Source organism: Robertkochia marina (assembly GCF_004799345.1).
GTDB classification, from domain to species: domain Bacteria; phylum Bacteroidota; class Bacteroidia; order Flavobacteriales; family Flavobacteriaceae; genus Robertkochia; species Robertkochia marina.
The window spans coordinates 520,097-542,722 of record NZ_SSMC01000003.1 but is presented as its reverse complement, the minus strand read 5'-3'; the positions used below and the strand labels follow the sequence as shown (position 1 = coordinate 542,722).

Sequence of the window (22,626 nt, the reverse complement as noted above, 5' to 3'; positions counted from 1 at the left end):
AATGCAATACGGGATCTGTAATTTAAGCATCGTTCCGCTACGTAATGAACCCAGTGATCAAAGCGAACTTATTTCTCAGGTACTTTTCGGAGAACACTTTAAGGTGCTTGAAAAACGCAAATACTGGAGTCGTGTACGTCTTGCATTTGATCGTTATGAAGGCTGGATAGACAACAAACAATTCGCTCTTATTACCGAAGAGCAATACAAGGCGTTCGACAAGACACAAGCAGCGTTGTCTGCCGACCTGGTCGAATTCGTCTATGGAACATCGAACGATCTGCTCCCCATACCGATGGGGAGCACGATCAGTTCGGCTTCCTTCCTGGAAATGACCTACGACGGGGCTGTAAAGAAAGGAAAACACCCCAGAACAGACATCATTCCCACAGCATTTCTCTACCTCAACTCACCCTTTCTCTGGGGTGGTAAAACCCCTTTCGGCATCGATTGCTCAGGATTTACCCAAATGGTTTACAAACTAAACGGCTATAAGTTGTTTCGCGAAGCCTCACAACAGGCTACCCAGGGTGAAGCGTTGAGCTTTATTGAAGAGAGCGAACCGGGAGACCTGGCTTTTTTTGATAATGACGAAGGAGAGATCATCCATGTAGGTATCATCATGGAGAATAATTATATCATTCACGCCCATGGGAAGGTAAGAATTGACCGCATAGACCACAGCGGGATCTTTAATGCCGAAACCAATCAACATACCCATAAGCTCCGGGTGATCAAGAAGATTATTTAGTGAGTTATACAGTCCTGCCTGCCGGCAGGCAGGTATACCGTTATGCGATTATGCGGGTAATCGGGTAATCGGGTAATCGGGTAATCGGGTAATAAATAAAGGGATAATTGCATGCTAATAAAATCCCTTCAACCTCTTGTCATTTATAGCCTATAAAGAGAATATGTTCGCAGAATCAAAGGTCTAAGGAGGCTTTTATTTTAGTGTATCATTTTTATTTTTACTCTAGTCCCGATCTGGTCCTATGAGTTTTAGCAAGTATTATTATAACTGTAGTCCAACTTCCAGGGATTGACCGTTTCTTGCTCATTTTCTCATATTGGAAGTCATGGTCATTATCAAGTTTAGGCCTGACAGAATTAATTATTAAGAGAGTGAAAATATTAAATGCGGCTCCCCGCCCTGGTCAGGGAGGGGTGGATCGAGACATAGTCTCGAGACGGGGTGGGTTGATTCAGATCAACCCAACATACAAACCCATTCCGACTACGCCTATAGCGGAGCCACCTTCCCCAGGTAATGGGCAGGAGATGTTACTTCTGATTAGCTCCTTGCAAAGCAGCCCTCCTAAATACAGTACTATAATCGGGAGATCGCCACAACCTGCCCTGGCCAACTCGCCAGCTGGCTCCTTCGCTAAAAAGGTCTACCAGACCTTTTCTTAACGTTCGGCCCTCTGCTTACCTGTTGCCAATATCAGGGGATTGCCACGCCAGGGCTTTGCCCTGCCTCGCAAAGACGATTAGTTGCTGCATTTTCGTTTACCTTCAACTACAAAAGACTGCATAACCGCATAACTGCATAACCGTATAACAAAAAAAGCCACGCTATTCAGCGTGGCTTTTTTTTATCATTCTTTCAAAAATCTTACTGCTCCAGAGTAGCAAGCTTTTCTCTCATGGCTTTGTACTTTTCAGTCTCACCAAGGTTTCCGTAGATGTTCATCAGTGTACGGGTAGCATCGATGTTCTGAGGGTTGACCTCAAGGAGAGACTCCAGGTAAGGAGCAGCCTCTCTATAGATATCCTCACGCTCACCTTTCAGCTCATCATAACGCTTGTTATCGGCAGCAGAGTTACCCAATCCGTTCATTTCTTCAACGATAGCACCCTCTTTCTTAAGGATGGTTGAAGCGATGTTCAGGTAAGTGTTCTCACTTTTCGGATCAAGCTCCAGTGAACGCTTGTAGTGCTCAATGGCTTTCTCTTCATCTCCCATTTCAGCAGTGATCACACCAAGGTTATAGAAAAGAACAGGGTTCTGAGGGTCCATAGCGATCGCTCTCTCCATAGTTTCCTTAAACTTATCTTTCTGATCTAACTGAATGTAAAGGTTAGCCTCAGTAAGAAGCAAGTTTACATCTTCAGGGTTTTCAGCCTGAGCCTCCTTAATGGCTGCGATAGCTTTTTCAGTTTCTCCCTGCTGACTGTAGATAAGAGCAATATTCTTTACGATCTCAGGGAAACGACTTTCGGTAGTTTCCTCTCTTGGATTAACATATGTACCAGACTTCACCATAAGCTCCATATTTTGCTTAGAACCCATGTTCTCAGTCTCTCCTGTATCCTTGTTATCGGCCAGGTAGTTGGTAGTAATACCGGTATACTTCTTCTCTTTCAATTCCTCGTAATAAGGAAGCGCTTTTTCATACTCTCCAGCGTTCACAGCTCCTGAAGCCGCATAGTAAAGGTAATCATCGTTACCGCTCATTTTGTAAGCCAGGTATAGCTTGTCAGCTCCTTCAGCAAATCTTTGCTCTTCATTATCTTTAACCGCTGCATTCACCAACTCATTAGAGCTGTTATCCATGATGGCCTGAGCATCTTCGGTATACTTTTCTTTATACCCTTTCTCAAACTCGATCAGCTGGTTAAAATATTCTGATGCCTTACTGTAGGAATCAACAGGCTCCATACCCTTTTTCCCCATATCGGCATACGTTTTCCCCATAAGGAAGTAATATTGCGCCTTATACTTGTCATCAAATCCGTCTACACCCCCGGAGAGGGCATCCAAAGTTGATTTCGCCTCAGTAACATTCCCATCCTCAAGAGCATCTTCTGCCGTTCTCAGTTCTTTCTTCTGAGCCATTGTAAAGGTTGTGAATAGTACCGCTGAGGCTAATAGAATTCGCTTTTTCATTTCTTAGTTAAATTAATTTTTAATTTTTAGAGTTAATCTTCGTTTTCGGTGTTGTTCTTGGTTGGTTCAATTTCTGTGCCATTTTCCACGACTTCGATATCATTTACATCTTCAATATCATCCTCGTTTTTGACAACTTTGGCTACAGCCGCGATAGAATCATTCTTCAGATTGATCAGCCTTACCCCTTGCGTGGCACGACCCATAACCCTTAAATCTTCTACTGCCAGCCTGATAGCCACCCCTTTCTTGGTGATGATCATCAGGTCATCATTGTCTGACACACTTTTTATGGCCACTAAGTTACCAGTTTTTTCTGTAATAGACATGGTTTTCACCCCCTTACCCCCTCTGTTGGTAATTCGATAAACCGGTTCTCCATCCTCAGGATCATCCAGGTAGGTGCGTTTTCCGTAACCATTCTCAGACACTACCAGCACATTTTCCTCAAGGTTGTTAATAGAAAGCATTCCTATCACCTCATCGCCTTCGTGCTCAATGGTGATTCCACGTACCCCGGAAGCATTTCTTCCCATCGGGCGGATCTTGCTTTCTTCAAAACGGATGGCTTTTCCGGAATGTACAGCCAACATGATCTGGCTGTTTCCGGTAGTTAACTTCGCCTCCAGCAGCTCATCATCCTCACGAATGGTGATCGCATTAATACCGTTGGTTCTCGGTCTTGAATACTGCTCCAGAGAGGTCTTCTTCACCACCCCTTTCTTGGTAGCCATAATCACATAGTGACTGTTAATGTACTCTTCATCTTTCAGATCCTTGGTACAGATAAAGGCTTTTACCTTGTCATCCGGCTCAATATTGATCAGATTCTGAATGGCTCTTCCCTTAGAAGTCTTGCTTCCTTCCGGGATCTCATAAACCCTCATCCAGAAACATTTCCCTTTTTGGGTAAAGAAAAGCATGTATTGGTGATTGGTACCAATAAACAGGTGCTCTAAAAAGTCTTCGTTTCGGGTGGCTGATCCTTTCTGACCTACTCCACCGCGATTCTGTGTCTTATATTCGGTAAGCGGCGTTCTTTTGATATAACCTGCATGAGAGATGGTAAGCACCACCTGCTCATCAGGGATCATATCTTCAATACTCAGGTCGCCTCCTGCATATTCGATCTGTGAGCGTCGCTCATCGCCGTATTTTTGCTCTACTTCCAGCAATTCATCCTTGATGATCTGCATTCTGCGCTCTTTTCGGGCCAGGATATCCTTGCAGTCTTCAATAAACTTCATGATATCATCATACTCCTGGCGCAGCTTATCCTGTTCCAGACCGGTTAACTGTCGGAGTCGCATCTCAACGATCGCCTTGGCCTGGATCTCGGTCAGCTTAAAGCGTTCGATCAGTTTATTACGGGCCTCATCAGCATTGGAAGAGGCTCTGATCAGAGCGATCACCTCATCAATGTTATCAGAAGCAATAATGAGTCCTTCAAGAATGTGAGCACGCTCTTCAGCTTTCTTCAGTTCGTACTCCGTACGTCTTACCACTACCTCATGACGGTGATCCACAAAATGACGGATCATGTCTTTCAGGTTCAGCATTTCAGGGCGCCCATTCACCAGGGCGATATTGTTTACACTGAAAGATGATTGCAGGGCTGTATACTTGTACAGCATGTTCAGTACGATATTCGGAATGGCATCTCTTTTAAGAATATACACCACTCGCATTCCCTTACGGTCAGACTCGTCTCTGATGTTGGAGATCCCCTCTATCTTCTTATCATTGACCAGGTCGGCTGTTTTCTTGATCATATCAGCCTTGTTTACCTGGTAAGGAATTTCGGTAACTACAATAGCTTCTCTCCCATTCACTTCCTCGATGTGCGCCTTCGCTCTCATTACCACACGTCCACGTCCGGTTTTGAAAGCTTCTCTTACCCCGTCATATCCGTAGATGATACCTCCGGTAGGAAAGTCAGGAGCCTTGACATGCTCGATCAATTCATCAACGGTGATATCGTGGTTATCAATATAGGCCACGGTTCCGGCCACAACCTCGCTCAGGTTATGCGGCGGCATATTGGTAGCCATCCCTACAGCAATACCCGATGCCCCGTTGATCAACAGGTTGGGCACACGCGTAGGCAGCACTTTAGGCTCCTTTAGTGTATCGTCAAAATTCAGCTGATGGTCTACGGTATCCTTATCAATATCGGCAAGCATATCCTCAGATATCTTACGCATTCTCGCCTCGGTATAACGCATCGCTGCAGGGCTGTCGCCATCGATCGAACCGAAGTTACCCTGTCCGTCAACCAACATATAGCGCAAACTCCAGTCCTGGGCCATACGCACCATGGTATCATATACAGAGGTATCACCGTGCGGGTGGTACTTACCCAGTACTTCCCCGACGATCCTCGCCGATTTCTTGTAAGAACTGTTAGAACGAACACCCAATTCATGCATACCGAACAATACCCGTCTGTGAACCGGCTTAAGACCATCACGCACATCTGGCAGTGCACGTGACACAATGACCGACATCGAATAATCGATGTAGGCCGATTTCATCTCATCTTCAATATTAATAGGGATCAGCTTTTCTCCTTCAGCCATATTAAATTGTTTATAATTATGGTTTGTTTACAATCGTGCCAATATACATATTTTAAAAAGCGCAGACCCGAAATTATGGCAGAGTTTTTCAACGTTTTTATTAACAAAATTAACAGTTGAGACCGTTAATAAAAATGCGTGTTAATTTTTTTGTTTTTGAGGCTTTTTTTTGTCTATTAGCTAAAAGTGAATCGAATTAAGGTATAGTTTTTGTCTTGTACTACATGATTTACTATTTTTATTAGAAGAAAGGATAAAGCGTATGGATGACAATTTTTCACCAAGAGTAAAGGATGTGATTGCCTACAGTAAAGAAGAAGCCCTGAGATTAGGGCACGACTTTATAGGTACAGAACATCTTATGCTCGGACTTTTGCGTGATGGAAACGGAAAAGCAATAGACATTCTTACTGCTTTGAGTATTGATCTTGATACTTTAAGGCGTAAGGTGGAGATCTTGAGCCCGGCCAATTCAAACACCGGGATCAACACCAATGATAAACGCAACCTTCATCTTACCCGACAGGCAGAACGGGCCCTTAAAACCACATTTCTGGAAGCCAAACTTTTTCAAAGCACTTCCATAAATACAGCCCACCTGCTGTTGTGTATTCTCAGAAATGAGAACGACCCCACTACCAAATTACTTAACAAGCTTAAAGTAGATTACGATAACGTTAAAGAACAATTTAAGCTTATGATCACCAGCGAAGACGATTATGTTGAACCCCCAACTGCGGAGTCATTTTCCGATGACGCCTCCGATGGTGACGACAGCAAAGATAATCCATTCAGCAGCTCTTCATCAGGAAGCAAAAGCAGCAAGAAGTCTAAGACTCCTGTGCTGGATAACTTCGGAAGAGACCTTACCCAGTTGGCGGAAGAAGACAAGCTCGACCCTGTTGTAGGGCGGGAAAAAGAGATCGAAAGAGTTTCTCAGATCCTCAGCCGTCGTAAAAAGAACAACCCCCTGCTCATAGGAGAACCCGGGGTGGGTAAAAGTGCCATTGCTGAAGGTCTTGCACTGCGGATCATTAAGAAGAAGGTTTCAAGGATCCTTTACAACAAACGCGTTGTTACCCTTGACCTTGCCTCTTTGGTAGCCGGTACAAAATACAGAGGGCAATTTGAAGAACGCATGAAGGCGGTGATGAACGAACTTGAAAAGAATGACGACATCATCCTTTTCATTGATGAGATTCACACCATCGTAGGGGCCGGGGGAGCAACCGGAAGTCTGGATGCCTCTAACATGTTCAAGCCGGCTTTGGCCAGGGGCGAGATACAATGTATAGGTGCCACCACCCTTGATGAGTACCGTCAGTATATCGAAAAGGATGGCGCCCTGGAAAGAAGATTCCAGAAGGTGATCGTAGAACCTACTTCGGTAGAAGAAACTATAGAGATCCTGAACAACATTAAAGGTAAGTACGAAGAGCATCACAATGTGATCTACACACCACAGGCCATTGAGGCTTGTGTTAAGCTTACCAACAGATATCTTACAGACCGTTTTCTTCCGGACAAGGCTATTGACGCCCTTGATGAGGCCGGATCCAGAGTACATATTACCAATATGGAAGTTCCAAAACAGATCCTGGAGCTGGAAAAGCAACTGGAACAAGTGAAGGAGCTGAAGAATTCTGTGGTTAAGAAGCAGAAATACGAGGAAGCTGCCAAGCTGAGAGACGACGAAAAAAGACTGGAAAAAGAACTGATGATGGCCCAGGAGCGTTGGGAAGAAGAATCCAAGCTTCACCGGGAAACAGTTTCAGACGAGAATGTAGCCGATGTGGTATCTATGATGAGTGGCGTTCCGGTTACCCGGATCGCACAGGCCGAAAGCTCGAAGCTCGCTCAGTTACCCAACCTGATTAAAGGAAAGGTGATCGGACAGGATGAAGCGGTAGCCAAAGTGGTGAAAGCCATTCAAAGAAACAGAGCCGGCCTGAAAGATCCCGATAAGCCTATCGGTTCCTTTATCTTCCTTGGTCAAACCGGGGTGGGTAAAACACAGCTGGCAAAGGTACTGGCCTCCCAGTTATTCGATTCTGAAGACGCATTACTGCGTATTGATATGAGTGAATACATGGAGAAATTTGCCGTATCGCGACTCATCGGAGCACCTCCGGGATATGTAGGTTATGAAGAAGGCGGACAGCTTACCGAAAAGGTGAGAAGAAAACCCTATTCGGTGATTCTGCTCGACGAGGTTGAAAAGGCACATCCGGACGTATTTAATATGTTGCTGCAAGTGCTTGACGACGGTTACCTGACCGACAGCCTTGGCAGAAAGATCGATTTCAGAAATACCATCATCATCATGACCTCCAATATCGGAGCCCGTCAGTTGAAAGATTTCGGACAAGGTGTAGGTTTCGGAACCGCTGCTAAAAAAGCACAGGCAGATTCGCACACCAAAAGCGTTATAGAAAATGCCCTTAAAAAGGCATTTGCACCGGAATTCCTAAACCGTATTGATGATGTGGTAGTGTTCAATCCGCTGGAAAGAGAAGATATTCACAAGATCATCGATATCGAACTGGAGAAACTCTTCCTTAGAATTAAAGGACTTGGATACCATCTCAGCCTTACCGACAAGGCCAAAGATTATATTGCCAACAAAGGCTTTGACAAACAGTATGGCGCTAGACCGCTTAAGCGAGCTATTCAAAAATACATTGAAGATGCCCTGGCGGAAGAGATCATATCTGCAAAGCTCTCAGAAGGCGATTCCATCAAGATGGACCTTAACGAAAAGGATGAAGAACTCACCATTGAGATCATTAAACATGAGGAGTCTGCAGAGTCTGAATAGCACCTGCTGAACCTAACAATAAAACGCGATAATTTGATTATCGCGTTTTTTTATGTGTTCCCGTTAATTTAGTTCTTAAATTCGTAACACAAACACGACAACATGAATCAAAATAAGCTAATCATCGGAAGTGAAGAATGGGTAAGCCTGCCGGACCTGAATATTCCCGCCATCAAGGTGAGGGTAGACAGTGGTGCTAAAACATCTGCCCTGCACGCAGTCAACATACAACCCTTTCAAAGAAATAATGAAAACTGGGTGACTTTTGATGTATACCCCTTGCAACACAACGGGAAGAAAATGATTCGCTGTCAGGCGTTTGTCGTTGACAAAAGAGTGGTGAAAAGTTCTACCGGGAACCGTGAAAACCGCTATATTATTAAAACACCATTACGCATCGGAGATCAAACCTGGGATATTGAAATATCTCTGACCAATCGTGACTCCATGGGCTACCGGATGCTGTTCGGAAGAGAGGCCATGATAGGGCGCATGCTGGTTGATCCGGAAAGCAGCTTTTTGCTGGGCCACATGAGCGATGATGAGATCAGTAACAAATACCAGGGAGATGTTACTTATAAGAACGGATTGAACATTGGGCTCTTAGCCAGTAACCCTGACCTATACAGTAACCGACGTATTATAGAAGCCGGCCAACAAAGGGGACACAAGATCGAGTTCTACAACATTCGTCAATGCTATATGAAGCTGGATGCTCAGACTCCTGAAATACATTACCGGGGAGGTAAGATGCTGAATGACCTTGACGCAGTAATACCCCGCATTAAGCCCAGTATGACCTTTTACGGTTGTACCCTGACCCGACAATTTGAATCACAAAGCGTTTTTTGTTTGAATAAAGCGGCCGCCATCAGACAGGCCCGGGATAAGATTTTTTCACTTCAGTTATTACTTAAAAACGGCATAGAGATTCCTACAACAGGCTTTGCCAACTCACCTCTTGACACCAATGACCTGATCAAAATGGTTGGGGGCGCCCCTATGATCATAAAACTTCTGGAAGGCACACAAGGAAAAGGAGTCGTGTTGGCTGAAACCCGCAAAGCAGGAGAAAGCGTGATCAACGCCTTTAAAAGCCTCAACGCTAATATTCTTGTTCAGGAATTCATTAAAGAAGCAGATGGTAAAGACCTGAGACTCTTTGTGATAGACGGTAAGGTCGTAGCAGCTATTCAACGTACAGCCCCTCCGGGAGAGTTCAGAGCCAACGTCCATCTAGGGGGTGTGGCTTCGGTTATTAAACCCACTGCCGAAGAGAAAAAAATAGCCATTAAAGCCTCAAAAGCCCTCGGACTTGACGTTGCCGGGGTGGATATCATCAGATCATCCAAGGGACCACTTCTTCTGGAAGTAAACTCCTCTCCCGGACTGGAAGGTATTGAAACCGCTACCGGGTTAGACATTGCCGAAATGATGATCAAAGCCATCGAAAAAAAGCTTCGATGGCAGCCCATTAAAGCCGACTAAGAATACACTGAATTAACCCACCATACGACCTGTTTTAAAATGGAAGCTTTCCCCCCATTTCCCGAAAAATTGATCGATACCGAAAAAATTGATACCGGTACCTTTTACATATATCCCGGTTTTGTTATCGGGATCATTTCTGAGGGCGCTAACCTAAAACTTGAACAGCTTTCCTCCCTCGTCTTGTTGTATGAGAAATATTTTTCCACCAAAGATTTCGTATACATCTCCTATCGGGTAAATTCTTATTCTATAGATCCTACGGTATACCCCTATCTCCTGGAAATAAAAACCTTAAAGGGTATTGCCGTAGTCACCGAAAAAGAATCCTTCCGACAGAATTTTCAAATTGAGAAAGTATTTTACTCAGGAAACATCAGAATTTTCCCAACTATTCTAGAGGCAATTTCTTGGGCTAATTCCATGGTCGACTAAATTGACCCTTTATACGATTTCATTTTTCTTCTGCTCTTACCTGGCGTATTTTTAGGGCATTACGAACTAGCTACAACACCTACCGAGTAATGATTAAGAGGATCGTCCTGGATTTTGGGACCCTGGAATTTCATGGCAATGTCGCAATAGGCATCATCAATGAGGGTATTGACCTTACCCAGGAACAGGAGTCTGAAATATTTTCCTTTTGCCAACAGCAGTTTGGCGATGAAAACTTCGCCTATATCTCTCACCGTATCAATTCCTATTCTTTCAATCCTTTTATGCACAAAGAGGTTGCGAATCTGCAGGATGGACTTCAGGCCTATGCCGTGGTGGCTAAAACTCCGGCTCAGCGACTCAGTTTTGCCATTGAAAAACTCTTCTTTAAAAAACCATGTGGATTTTTCCTAAGCATGGAAGACGCTCTTGAATGGTCAAGACAACATTTAAAAACCCGCTCTAATATTCAAGCATTTCGTCGTTCAAAATAAATTCATCCAGGAACTCGACGCTTTTTTCAATATCATTGTGCAACACCCTGTCTCTATCAACAAAAGGAACATATTGGGTATAGGTTTCTAAGAACGACTCGATCAGTTCAGAACTTTTTAAAGGTCTTCTAAATGCCATGGCCTGAGCTGCATTCATAAGCTCAATACCCAGAATGGTCTTTAAGTTTTCAAGTATACGATAACATTTGGTTGCTGCATTAGCCCCCATACTCACATGGTCTTCCTGTCCGTTAGAGGAAACAATACTATCTACACTGGCCGGGGTAGCCAATTGTTTATTCTGGCTTACTATACTTGCAGCAGTGTATTGCGGGATCATAAACCCGGAATGCAGGCCGGGGTCATTCACCAGAAATGCCGGCAAACCTCTGAGTCCGGAAATCAATTGATAGGTTCTGCGCTCTGAGATACTTCCCAACTCAGACAAAGCAATCCCTAAGTAATCCAGTGCAAGGGCAAGAGGCTGCCCATGGAAATTACCTCCCGAAATGATCTCATCTTCTTCTGCAAAAACATTGGGATTATCTGTTACAGCATTCATTTCGGTCGTAAACACATGCTTTACATGTGCTAAAGCATCCTTAGAGGCGCCATGTACCTGGGGTATGCATCTAAAGGAGTAAGGATCCTGAACGTGTACTTTGTCCTGCATCGACAGCTCACTTCCTTCAAGAAATTCCAGCACCCTCGCAGCAGTGGTTAATTGTCCTTTATGAGGTCTTACCTGGTGAATCAATTTATTAAATGGCTCCGGCCTGCCATCAAAGGCTTCCAGAGATACAGTACCTATGAGATCTGACAAATAAGATAGCTTATAGCCTTGAAGCAAACACCAGACTCCAAATGCCCCCATGAACTGGGTTCCGTTAAGCAGGGCAAGACCCTCTTTCGACTGAAGAGTAATGGCCTCCCAACCGTATTCCTTTAACACCTCCTCTGCCGCTTTGATCCGGCCGTTTTGATAGACCTCCCCCTTTCCCAGTAATGGCAAGGCAAGATGAGCCAAAGGAGCCAGGTCGCCTGAAGCCCCCAAAGACCCTTGTGAATAAACCACCGGAAGAATGTCATGGTTATAAAAATCGATCAGTCTTTGAACAGTCTCCAGTTGCACACCCGAATGACCATATGACAATGACTGAATCTTAAGCAGCAACATGAGTTTTACGATCTGTGGAGGAATCTTTTCTCCTGCACCGCAGGCATGTGACATCACAAGATTTTCCTGTAAATTACTCAGGTGTTCTCCGGAGATCTTAATATTACACAGAGATCCGAACCCGGTATTTATACCATAGACAGGCCGTTGCTCGGCAGTCATTTTGGCATCCAGGTATTCCCTGCAGGTGACGATCTTTTGAGTCGCATCTTCCGATAATTTCAAACTGCGTTTTTCTGAAATTATGGCATTCACCATTTGAAGCGTCAATACTTCTGAAGAAATGTAAAAGATTTTACTCATGATCCTGTTTTAGGTTGTTTCTGTATGCTGACTCTGAACCCGATCGATTGCCTATCCCTGTCTCCCCATTATAGTCCTGATGGATCTCGCAAAGGCACTCAGCGTCTTATATCCCGGTTTCCGAAAAATTTCTGCGAAGAAAACAAAACTTGACTTTTCAGACAACTACTTTTCAACGAATTATTTAACAGAACTCAGTCCTTTGTTTTCAGTATTCGGGTTAGCCGTACAAAGGTATTGAATACTACCGACTCCTTAACGCTTCAAAGACTGCAGAAACAGGAAAGCATCTCCAAGGTAATCAATGATATCCGTAGCTTTAAGCGCCCAGACCGAAGTATCTCTTATGGCGATATCGGCACTTAAGCCGTGTAGAAAAACTCCCAGCCTGGTTGCTTCCAAAGGCGCATAATCCTGCCCTAAAAGTGAAGCAATAATACCTGTAAGCACATCTCCACTGCCCCCGGTTGCCATCCCTGGATTTCCGGTTGAATTAAAATAAACGCCATCACCATCGGTCACCAGGGTATAAGCTCCTTTCAGAACAACGATGACATTTCGCCTTTTAGCCAATTGCATGGCCATCTCTAAGCATTCGTTGTCGTCTTTCCAGGCTCCCACCAATCTTTTAAACTCTCCGGGGTGAGGCGTTATGACTGTTTGGCCGGGAAGAGCATCCCACATTTCCGGATGTTCGGCCAGGATATTAAGTCCATCAGCATCCAACACCAGGTAGCCATGATAAGTGTTCAGAAACTCCATTACTGCCCTGAAGGTCTGCTCATCTTTCCCCATTCCGGGCCCCAGGGCTACGGTATCGGGTGTGAATTCCGGCTGTATACCTGTTATCAGGTCTTCATCGGAAGTTGGCACACACATAACCTCCGGAACAGAGGTCTGTAACACCTGATATCCACAACGCGGCACGAGGGCTGAAACCAGGCCGCTTCCTGCGGTAAGCGCCGCTTCTGCACACATCAGAGCAGCACCGACCTTTCCGTAACTACCCCCGCAGATAAAGGCATGACCGTAGCTTCCTTTATGAGAAAACCTGGGTCGCTCTTCCAGGAGTTTTACCATCTCCTTTTCGTCTGTATAATAAAAGAAGGTTGGTTCTGAAGCCAGGAAATCAGGATCCTGATCGATCGCGATAATGCTCCAGTTACGACTGTACTTTCCTGAACCCGGAAGCAACAATGGCAATTTAGGCGTTTGAAAGGTATAGGTGTGATCTGCTTTGATCACCGCTGCGGTTTCGCCCTCAATACCATCCATCATCATCCCCGATGGCAGATCAACAGCAACTACCCTGGCAGGGCAGGTATTAATATTTAAAATCAGACGCTCTACCCAGGCTGCCGGTCTTCTGCTCAATCCTATTCCGAACACCGCATCGATCACCAGGTCGTCAGCAATGATCTCGGGAAAAGAAGAAGTCTCCCTGAATTCGGTAATGGCAATATCCAATGCCGCTACCCTGTCCAGGTTGGCCTGCATATCTTCAGACCGGCGATCAGAAAAATTTACCAATACCACCACCACCTCCTGTTTCGCCTCATACAAGTGCCTGGCGATCACCAATCCATCACCCCCGTTATTTCCCATACCACAAAACACCCAAACCTTCCCTTTCAGGGGGATATAGTTTTCATGAAGCTTGCGAAAGAGCCGGTATCCCGCCCTCTCCATTAATTGCAAACTGCTTATGTGCTGATTCTCGATTGTAACTTTATCAGCCCTTCGTATCTGTTCGGCATTAAATATTTTCATTTATCAATATATCTTCAGGTATTTTATGAAATCCTTAATTTTTCTCTTAAAATTTGCAGGGAAAATTTAAACACCTACATTTGAATTAAGAAATGTAATCCATGCCGGCAATTCTTCTAAATACAACCCAATCCCGCTTCCATTCCGGAAGCTACTGCGGCATGTTCATTATTACCACCTTCACCACCATCACCCCCTAGGGGGTACTTATTCACATATGAACCGTATTTAAGGTTTGGCACTCACCAAACCACCCAATATATTATCCAATTTTACCAAACCAATTACATCATGAAAATATTAAAATTTGGTGGAACCTCCGTAGGCAGCGCACAGAATATCAGAAAGGTACATCAAATACTGAACAGCGATCAGTACCAAAACACTTTGGTGGTGGTATCGGCCATGTCGGGGGTTACCAACCTTCTCGAGGCCGCCCTTCATCGTGCAGCTTCAGAAGACCGCGCATTTGAAGAAGATCTTCATAACCTGGAACAACTTCATATAACCACCATCGAAGAACTTTTTCCGGTGGCCCTTCACGGAGCACTTATAAGTTATATCAAACGAGAGGTAAATAAACTGGAAACACTCCTGGAGGGCGCCTACCTGATCGGTGAAACCACTCCGCGGCTAAAAGATAAAGTTATGAGTTACGGAGAGCAATTCTCTTCTTATCTCATCAACGAATTTTTTAAATCAAAAGGATTGCCGAGCACCCTGGGAGACAGCAAAGCTGTGATAAAAACCAATGAAAAATTTGGCAATGCCACTGTAAACCTTCCTCTTACCTTTAAACTTATTCAGGACAACATAGACACAACAGCCAAAGAGATCAGGGTATTCCCCGGGTTTATCGCTTCGTCCTCCAACGGATACACCACTACCCTGGGCAGAGGCGGCTCTGACTATACGGCCGCTATTTTTGCTGCTGCACTCCATGCTGAAGAACTGGAAATATGGACCGATGTGAGTGGTATGTACACTGCAGACCCCCGTATGGTAAAACAGGCCTTTGCCATTCCGCTTATTTCTTATGAAGAAGCCATGGAGCTGTCGCATTTTGGAGCGAAGGTGCTCTACCCGCCCAGCATTCAGCCGGTACTGGAAAAACAGATCCCTATACTGATCAAGAATACCTTTGATCCTGATGCCCCCGGAACACGGGTATCACACAATTCCAACGGCGCCAAACGTGCCGTCAGAGGTATCAGTCGTATTGGAAAGATCTCCCTGCTTTCTCTGGAAGGGCCCGGTCTTATTGGTATTCCGGGAACCTCACACAGGTTTTTCCAAACGCTTTCCAACGGGAACATCAATATCATCCTGATCACCCAGGCCTCTTCAGAGCATTCTATCTGTGTTGGCATCTCTAACGACGATGCCGAAAAGGCCGAAGAATTAATAAGTGCTGAATTTCAAAATGAGATCTCAGAGAACAAGGTCTATAAACCTGTCATTGAACAAGACCTGAGTATTATAGCGCTGGTAGGCGACCGGATGAAAAGTTACCAGGGATTGAGCGGGCGTATGTTCAGTGCCTTAGGAAAGAATAATGTAAATGTTCGTGCCATAGCACAGGGTGCCTCTGAAAGGAATATCTCTGCTGTTATTGCTGATAAGGATGTAAAAAAAGCCCTGAACACCCTGCATGAGGCATTTTTTGAAGAACAGGTCAAGCAATTAAACTTATTTGTGATGGGAGCCGGAAATGTAGGTAAACGTTTCCTGGAACAGGTTCGCGCTCAGAAAAAATATTTAAAAGAGGAGTTAAAGATCAATGTCAGGGTTACCGGACTGGCCAATTCAAGAACCATGATCTTTAATGACCAGGGGATCGCCCTGGATACCTGGGAGGCATCACTAAACGAGGGCGAAAAAGCCTGTCCTGAGCAATTCAGACAAAAGATCAAAGCGTTTAATCTCCGTAACAGTGTATTCGTGGACATCACCGCAAATCGGGAGGTGGCATTTTCCTATGCTGAATATCTTTCTTCAAGCGTAGCCGTGGTAACTTGTAATAAGATAGCAGCTTCTTCAGATTATGATCACTATAAAGACCTGAAGGATCTCTCGAGAAAATACAACACACCCTTTCTTTTTGAAACCAATGTCGGTGCCGGCTTACCGGTATTAGACACCCTCAAGAACCTGGTAATATCGGGCGACAAAATCAATCAGATCGAAGCCGTTTTATCGGGAAGTCTGAATTTTATTTTCAACCATTACGATCATTCAACGACCTTCGATCAGGTCGTGAAGCAAGCCATGGAAGAAGGGTACACCGAGCCGGATCCGCGTATCGACCTCAGCGGTATCGACGTGATGCGAAAAATACTCATCCTTGCCCGCGAGAGTGGTTATCACCTGGAACTGGACGATATTGAGAGTAATGACTTCTTACCGGAGGGAGCCCTCAAGACTGATAGTGTTGATGCCTTCCTGGAAGTTATACAGCAAAACAGATCGCATTTTGAGCAACTTCTCAAAAAGGCCGATGAGAAGAACTGTAAACTGAAATATGTAGCCAGCTTTAATCGTGGTAAAGCCAGCGTTGGACTGAAGGAAATCCCGGCCGACCACCCTTTTTACAACCTGGAAGGTAAAGACAATATTGTACTGTTTTACACAGACCGCTATCCTGAACAACCACTGAACATTAAAGGTGCGGGGGCCGGTGCTGAAGTTACGGCCTCAGGAATTTTCGCAGACATCATCAGAACCGTTAACAATTAACCTATGGAAAAGATCAGTGTATTTTGTCCGGCAACAGTAGCCAACATTTCATGCGGGTTTGATGTGCTCGGTTTATGCCTGGACACCACCGGAGACCTCATGCATTTTTATCATAAAGACACTCCCGGGGTTGAGATCATCATTAAACATGGCCCCAAATTGCCCACACTGCCTGAAGAAAATGTTGCGGGAGTAGCAGCCACAGCCCTACTTAAGGCTCTCCGTTCAGATAAGGGTGTAATCATTGAGATCGAAAAAAAGATCAAACCCGGCAGCGGTATCGGAAGCAGTGCTGCCAGCGCTGCCGGAGCTGTATACGGCGTGAACCAATTACTGGGAGCTCCCTTTTCAACCCAGGAGCTCATCCCTTTTGCCATGGCAGGCGAAGCGCTCTCCAGCGGTGTCCCGCACGCAGACAATGTTGCCCCGGCCCTGCTGGGGGGTATTACCCTTGTAAGGTCTTACGACCCCCTGGAAGTAATTCCCCTGCATGTACCCGAAGAACTTTTTGTGGCCGTTATTCACCCTCAGATCGAACTCAAAACCTCTGACTCCCGCTCCGTGCTAAAGCAACAGGTATCCATGAAGAAGGCCATCAGGCAATGGGGTAACCTGGGTGCTTTGGTGAGCGCCTTATATACCGAAAACTATGATCTTCTGGGCAGATCGCTCGTTGATGAGATCGTTGAACCATTGAGAAGTCCGTTAATTCCCGGTTACAAAAAGGCTAAAAGCGCAGCCCTTGCAAGCGGAGCCCTGGGCAGCGGCATTTCCGGTTCAGGACCTTCTATATTTGCCCTGTGTCGGGGTGAGGAAATTGCAAAAAACACTGCTGCAGCTATGAATGCTGTTTACGGCGAACTGAAGGTTGCCACCGAACTTCACATCTCTAAAGTGGCCTCCAGGGGTACACGTCTTATCTCATAACCACCATCAATCATGAAATACTATAGCCTTAACGACCAACATCAGCAAAAGTCAACTGTAAGTTTCCGGGAAGCCATGATCAGAGGCCTGGCTCCCGACAAAGGATTATACTTTCCTGAAAAGATACCACAGCTGGAAACTGAATTCCTGGAGAACCTCCCGGCCTATTCGATCGAAGAAATAGCCTACCGGGTTATCTCACCTTTTATTGGAAAGGAGATCGATCAAGCGTCCCTGAGAACCATTGTAAAAGAAACCCTGGACTTTGATATCCCCCTGGTTTCCCTTGCAAAGGGTATCCATACCCTGGAGTTATTCCACGGCCCCACCATGGCCTTCAAGGATGTGGGCGCCAGGTTCATGGCCCGGTGTCTTGGATATTTCAACAAAGATACTTACGATAAAACAGTAAGGGTACTTGTAGCCACCTCAGGTGATACAGGCGGAGCAGTGGCTAACGGATTTCTTGGAGTACCCGGGGTTGAAGTCATCATTCTATATCCCGACGGCATGGTAAGTGATATCCAGGAACGCCAGTTGACCACCCTTGGCCAAAATATCACCGCCCTGAAAGTACAAGGTAATTTTGACGATTGTCAGCGTATGGTGAAGACGGCCTTTCTTGATGAGGAACTGCAATCCTTTAACCTCACCTCCGCCAATTCGATCAATGTAGCCCGTTGGCTGCCACAGATGTTCTATTACTTTTTAGCCATCAGGCAATTACAGGAAAACAGCAACACCAATCCGGTGCTGTTTTCAGTTCCAAGCGGGAATTTTGGTAATATATGCGCCGGGATACTCGCTTCAAAAATGGGGCTAAAGATCGATCATTTCGTGGCTGCCACCAATGTGAACGATACCATACCACGCTACCTGAAAGAAGGTGTGTACCAACCGGAAACAACCAGGGCCACCATAGCCAATGCCATGGATGTATCTGATCCCAGCAATTTTGTCCGTATTGAAAAGATCTATGGGAAACAGCTGGATCTGACCAGTGAGAACTTTTCCTCCAGGGCCTATACCGACGATCAAACCCGGGCAGCGATGAGGGCCGTACTTGAAGAATACGACTATACGACCGATCCGCATGGTGCCATAGGTTACCTGGGGGCACGCGATACCCACGCTGCAGATTCACAATTAGAGCGGATATTCCTGGAAACTGCCCATCCTGTAAAGTTCAAAAAGGAAGTAGAAACCACCCTCAACCGCAAACTTTCCATACCCCCGCAGATCAGCAGCCTGATGACGCTTAAGAAAGACTACGTGGTTATTGACAATTACGAACAATTCAAATCTGTATTGATGAAAAAATAAATATTTACCAATTATTGCTGTCAAGTCACTCTTCTACTGATAATTTTGAATAATTTTGCCACACCAAAAAGAGGAACAGCAATGAAAAACACGGCATTATCTGCTACGCATATTGACCTTGGGGCCAAAATGGTTCCCTTTGCAGGATACAATATGCCTGTACAATATGAAGGAGTAAATATCGAACATGAAACCGTTCGCGAAAAGGTAGGAGTCTTTGACGTTAGCCACATGGGCGAATTCTTTATAACCGGGCCAAAAGCCCTGGAGCTCATCGAGAAAGTGAGCAGTAATGACGCCACCAAACTCACAGACGGCAGGGCCCAGTATTCTTGTTTACCTAATAATGATGGTGGAATTGTAGACGACCTTATCATCTATCGATTCAATGAAGAGAAATACCTTCTGGTGGTTAATGCCTCTAACATTGAAAAGGACTGGAACTGGATCGAGAAACACAATGAGACGATCGGCGCCGAAATGACCAACGCTTCAGACGATTATTCCCTTTTGGCCATCCAGGGACCAAAGGCTGTTGAGGCTATGCAGGCGCTTACTGCAACCGACCTCTCTGCCATTAAATTCTACCATTTTGAGGTAGGCACCTTTGCAGGAGTTGATAACGTGATCATTTCTGCAACCGGCTATACCGGAAGTGGGGGTTTTGAGATCTATGTAAAAAATGAAGATGTAGCACAGGTATGGTCTAAGGTAATGGAGGCCGGAGCAGATTATGGGATAAAACCCATTGGTCTTGCCGCCCGTGACACACTCAGGCTTGAAATGGGCTATTGCCTGTACGGGAATGACATCGATGATACCACCTCCCCTATTGAAGCAGGACTAGGATGGATCACCAAGTTCACTAAAGATTTTGTAAATTCTGAAAATCTTAAAAAAGAAAAAGAAGCTGGCCCTTCGCGAAAACTCATCGCCTTTGAACTTACCGAAAGAGGTATTCCAAGAAAAGGCTACGCACTTTTCAATTCTGAAGGTGAAGAAATTGGAGAGGTAACCAGCGGTACCATGTCTCCTTCCCTTAACAAAGGAATAGGACTGGGCTATGTTACCACCGCTTTTTCTGCACCGGAAACGGAAATACAAGTGAAGATCAGAAAGAATATGGTTCCAGCCAGGGTGGTAAAACTACCATTTTACAAAAAGCAATAAAACTGCCGGCCCGGGCGTTTTTGGAATCTGCGGAGATTTAAAAACGCAAGTAGTTGACCAGAGTATTAATATTAGGAGCAAGTGGATTTATAGGTGGGGCGCTGTACAGGGAACTGTGCAATTATGTTGACACCTATGGCACCTACCATACGGGCAAGATCTATTCTGAAAACCGGCATTTTTTTCATTACGATATGGAAAAGGAAGATATCTTCAACATCCTCCTTGATCTGCGCCCCACCCATATCATCTCCGCTTTACGAGGCCCTTTCGAGGCCCAGGTGATCTCTCATGGTCAGATCGCCGCTTACAGCCGATCTTCCCGGTCTAAGGTGATCTTTCTTTCCTCGGCCAATGTGTTTGACGCCTTCAGCAATTACCCCTCTTATGAGTACGACAAGACCCTTTCTGAAAGTCCGTATGGCAGACTGAAGATCCAACTGGAAAACATGTTCATGAAACTGCCCGATCGGCAGTATATCATAGCCCGGCTTCCCATGGTTTTTGGCAGTCAGTCACCCCGCATCAAAGAACTGCGCTACGCCCTTACTCATCAGCAGGCTTACGAGGTTTTTCCGAACCTGGTCATGAACGTTACCAACGATAATATGCTTACCCGGCAGATACATTATATGATCAACCGGAACAGAAAAGGTATCTTTCACCTGGGGTCTACAGACCTGATCCATCACAATGAGTTCATCCTGGAATGCTGTCACCGACTGGGGGTCAGATCGCCCTTTTTCAAAAACGTTTACACCTCAAATTTTGATCGTTTTCTGGCCGTTTTACCCAAAGACAAAAAGCTTCCGAAACACTTGATGTTCAGTCACCATGAAGTTGTCGAAGAATTAAAGAAGCTGTAAGTATAAATTCTTATATTTAGTATTCTAAACACTATGGAATGAAAAAATTGACCGAGCAAGAAATCGAGGAAAACATCAAAGATCTTCAATACTGGGACCTGGAAGAAGGTATGTTGGTAACCTCTTTAGACTTCAAAAATTTTGCTGATGCCTTTGCCATGATGACCAGAATTGCCTTCGAGGCCGAAGCCAATAATCACCATCCGGACTGGTCTAACGTGTACAACAACCTCACCATCAGACTGACCACTCATGATGCCGGCGGGTTAACCGATAAGGATTTTTATTTAGCCCGACGCATTGAAGATATCATCAACGGCGACTAGTATTTCATATCTTGCAATTTTCGTTATTTTTGCGCTGAACCAAACATAAGAACTATATGGGAAGAGCATTTGAATTCAGGAAAGCACGTAAGATGAAACGATGGGCCAGTATGGCCAAAACCTTTACCAGATTAGGTAAAGATATCGTTATGGCGGTGAAAGAAGGCGGACCTGACCCGGATGCTAATGCCAAGCTTCGTGCTGTAATTCAAAATGCCAAGGCGGCCAACATGCCCAAGGATAATATTGAAAGGGCTATTAAGCGTGCTTCCGATAAAAACACAGAAGAATATAAAGAGGTACTGTTCGAGGGGTACGCTCCTCACGGAATTGCTGTTTTAATTGAAACTGCCACCGATAATAACAACAGGACTGTAGCCAACATCAGAAGTTATTTCAATAAGTGCAACGGGTCTCTGGGTGTTAGTGGTTCTGTGGAGTTCATGTTTGATCACACCTGTAACTTCAGGATCAACGCAGAAGGTATCGACCCTGAAGAACTGGAACTTGAGCTCATTGATTTTGGAGCTGAAGAGGTTTTTGTTGATGAAGACGGTATTCTTATCTACGCTCCATTTGAAAGCTTCGGGGCTATTCAAAAAGAATTGGAAAGCCGTGAGATAGAAATTCTATCATCAGGCTTTGAAAGAATACCTCAGGTTACCAAAGAACTGAGCGAAGACCAGGTTGCTGATGTTGAAAAACTGTTGGAGAAGATCGAAGAAGACGACGATGTTCAAAACGTTTATCACACCATGAAAGAAAGCGAAGATTAAGGTTCAAAAGAACCTTCCGGCTTTTTCCCTTTGACTCCCTTGAAATAGGTATAGATCTTTTCCATATCCGTATCCATATCATCACCCGGATAAAAGGGTTCTGCTATGCGTACTTCCTTGTTTTCAAAATCGAAAGCCACCATTACGATAGGCACTCCTGCACCCTTGGCCACATAATAAAAGCCGGTCTTTAGGGTAGAAACACTTTTACGTGTTCCTTCCGGAGCAATGGTAAGACGAAATTCATCGCGACTCTCAAACAGATCTACGATGGCATCGACCGTATTAGACCGCTTTCCCCGATCAATGGGAGCACCACCTGTCCAGCGAAAATACCATCCCAAAGGAGAGTCGAACAACTCTTTTTTACCCACATAGTTAATTTGCTCGCCGGTCATACCTCTTACCAGGAGTCCGATATAAAAATCATGCCAGCTGGTATGAGGAATCACGATGATGACATACTTTTTCAGGTCCGGAAATTTACCAATGAGTTTCCAACCTAATAGTTTATGATATATAAACCTTGACAATCCTTTCATAAA

Annotated in this window: 17 protein-coding genes; 12 read left to right on the top strand and 5 right to left on the bottom strand. The window is 45.0% G+C overall.

What is annotated here, in order from left to right; all coding sequences use genetic code 11:
* The first annotated feature begins 1 nt into the window (after nucleotide 1).
* Nucleotides 2–751: a C40 family peptidase gene (locus E7Z59_RS13020; RefSeq protein WP_136336772.1), complete on the top strand. Its 750-nt coding sequence runs from the start codon at nucleotides 2–4 to the stop codon at nucleotides 749–751.
* An 867-nt stretch (nucleotides 752–1,618) separates the two neighbouring features.
* On the opposite strand, the gene E7Z59_RS13015 is transcribed toward E7Z59_RS13020, so the two are convergent.
* Nucleotides 1,619–2,893, bottom strand: a complete 1,275-nt coding sequence (locus E7Z59_RS13015) for a tetratricopeptide repeat protein (RefSeq protein WP_136336771.1) — start codon at nucleotides 2,891–2,893, stop codon at nucleotides 1,619–1,621.
* Nucleotides 2,894–2,925: 32 nt separating this feature from the next.
* Complete coding sequence (gene gyrA / locus E7Z59_RS13010; RefSeq protein ID WP_136336770.1) at nucleotides 2,926–5,472, bottom strand: DNA gyrase subunit A; 2,547 nt, start codon at nucleotides 5,470–5,472, stop codon at nucleotides 2,926–2,928.
* 262 nt (nucleotides 5,473–5,734) lie between these two features.
* On the opposite strand from gyrA, the gene E7Z59_RS13005 reads away from it, so the two are divergent.
* From E7Z59_RS13005 to E7Z59_RS12990, 4 genes are all read left to right on the top strand, one after another.
* Nucleotides 5,735–8,290, top strand: coding sequence for an ATP-dependent Clp protease ATP-binding subunit (locus E7Z59_RS13005; RefSeq protein WP_136336769.1), 2,556 nt, complete (start codon nucleotides 5,735–5,737; stop codon nucleotides 8,288–8,290).
* A 102-nt stretch (nucleotides 8,291–8,392) separates the two neighbouring features.
* The gene (gene rimK, locus E7Z59_RS13000; RefSeq protein WP_136336768.1) at nucleotides 8,393–9,778 is read left to right on the top strand and encodes a 30S ribosomal protein S6--L-glutamate ligase; all 1,386 of its coding nucleotides are present in this window, start codon (nucleotides 8,393–8,395) and stop codon (nucleotides 9,776–9,778) included.
* A gap of 39 nt (nucleotides 9,779–9,817) precedes the next feature.
* Nucleotides 9,818–10,213, top strand: coding sequence for an STAS/SEC14 domain-containing protein (locus E7Z59_RS12995; RefSeq protein WP_136336767.1), 396 nt, complete (start codon nucleotides 9,818–9,820; stop codon nucleotides 10,211–10,213).
* Between the two features lie 89 nt (nucleotides 10,214–10,302).
* Complete coding sequence (locus E7Z59_RS12990; protein ID WP_136336766.1) at nucleotides 10,303–10,707, top strand: STAS/SEC14 domain-containing protein; 405 nt, start codon at nucleotides 10,303–10,305, stop codon at nucleotides 10,705–10,707.
* Here the strand turns inward: E7Z59_RS12990 and hutH are convergent.
* Together hutH and E7Z59_RS12980 are read right to left on the bottom strand one after the other, a co-directional pair.
* Complete coding sequence (gene hutH / locus E7Z59_RS12985; protein ID WP_136336765.1) at nucleotides 10,676–12,187, bottom strand: histidine ammonia-lyase; 1,512 nt, start codon at nucleotides 12,185–12,187, stop codon at nucleotides 10,676–10,678. The genes E7Z59_RS12990 and hutH overlap by 32 nt on opposite strands.
* Nucleotides 12,188–12,442: 255 nt before the next feature.
* On the bottom strand, nucleotides 12,443–13,957 hold the full coding sequence (locus E7Z59_RS12980; RefSeq protein ID WP_136336764.1) for an NAD(P)H-hydrate dehydratase: 1,515 nt from the start codon (nucleotides 13,955–13,957) through the stop codon (nucleotides 12,443–12,445).
* A gap of 291 nt (nucleotides 13,958–14,248) precedes the next feature.
* On the opposite strand from E7Z59_RS12980, the gene thrA reads away from it, so the two are divergent.
* The 7 genes from thrA to E7Z59_RS12945 all read left to right on the top strand — a co-directional run bounded on the left by thrA (nucleotide 14,249) and on the right by E7Z59_RS12945 (nucleotide 22,081).
* On the top strand, nucleotides 14,249–16,693 hold the full coding sequence (thrA, locus tag E7Z59_RS12975; RefSeq protein ID WP_136336763.1) for a bifunctional aspartate kinase/homoserine dehydrogenase I: 2,445 nt from the start codon (nucleotides 14,249–14,251) through the stop codon (nucleotides 16,691–16,693).
* A 3-nt stretch (nucleotides 16,694–16,696) separates the two neighbouring features.
* Entirely contained in the window at nucleotides 16,697–17,620 is a 924-nt protein-coding gene (locus E7Z59_RS12970) for a homoserine kinase (protein ID WP_136336762.1), read from the top strand.
* 12 nt (nucleotides 17,621–17,632) lie between these two features.
* Complete coding sequence (gene thrC / locus E7Z59_RS12965; protein WP_136336761.1) at nucleotides 17,633–18,943, top strand: threonine synthase; 1,311 nt, start codon at nucleotides 17,633–17,635, stop codon at nucleotides 18,941–18,943.
* Between the two features lie 81 nt (nucleotides 18,944–19,024).
* A complete protein-coding gene (gene gcvT / locus E7Z59_RS12960; RefSeq protein WP_136336760.1) occupies nucleotides 19,025–20,113 on the top strand; it encodes a glycine cleavage system aminomethyltransferase GcvT in 1,089 nt (362 codons plus the stop codon).
* A gap of 53 nt (nucleotides 20,114–20,166) precedes the next feature.
* Nucleotides 20,167–20,979, top strand: a complete 813-nt coding sequence (locus E7Z59_RS12955) for a sugar nucleotide-binding protein (RefSeq protein WP_136336759.1) — start codon at nucleotides 20,167–20,169, stop codon at nucleotides 20,977–20,979.
* Between the two features lie 38 nt (nucleotides 20,980–21,017).
* Entirely contained in the window at nucleotides 21,018–21,305 is a 288-nt protein-coding gene (locus E7Z59_RS12950; protein WP_136336758.1) for a 4a-hydroxytetrahydrobiopterin dehydratase, read from the top strand.
* Between the two features lie 56 nt (nucleotides 21,306–21,361).
* Entirely contained in the window at nucleotides 21,362–22,081 is a 720-nt protein-coding gene (locus E7Z59_RS12945; protein ID WP_136336757.1) for a YebC/PmpR family DNA-binding transcriptional regulator, read from the top strand.
* On the opposite strand, the gene E7Z59_RS12940 is transcribed toward E7Z59_RS12945, so the two are convergent.
* Entirely contained in the window at nucleotides 22,078–22,623 is a 546-nt protein-coding gene (locus E7Z59_RS12940; RefSeq protein ID WP_136336756.1) for a 1-acyl-sn-glycerol-3-phosphate acyltransferase, read from the bottom strand. The two genes, E7Z59_RS12945 and E7Z59_RS12940, sit on opposite strands and share 4 nt — an antisense overlap.
* Nucleotides 22,624–22,626: the final 3 nt, after the last annotated feature.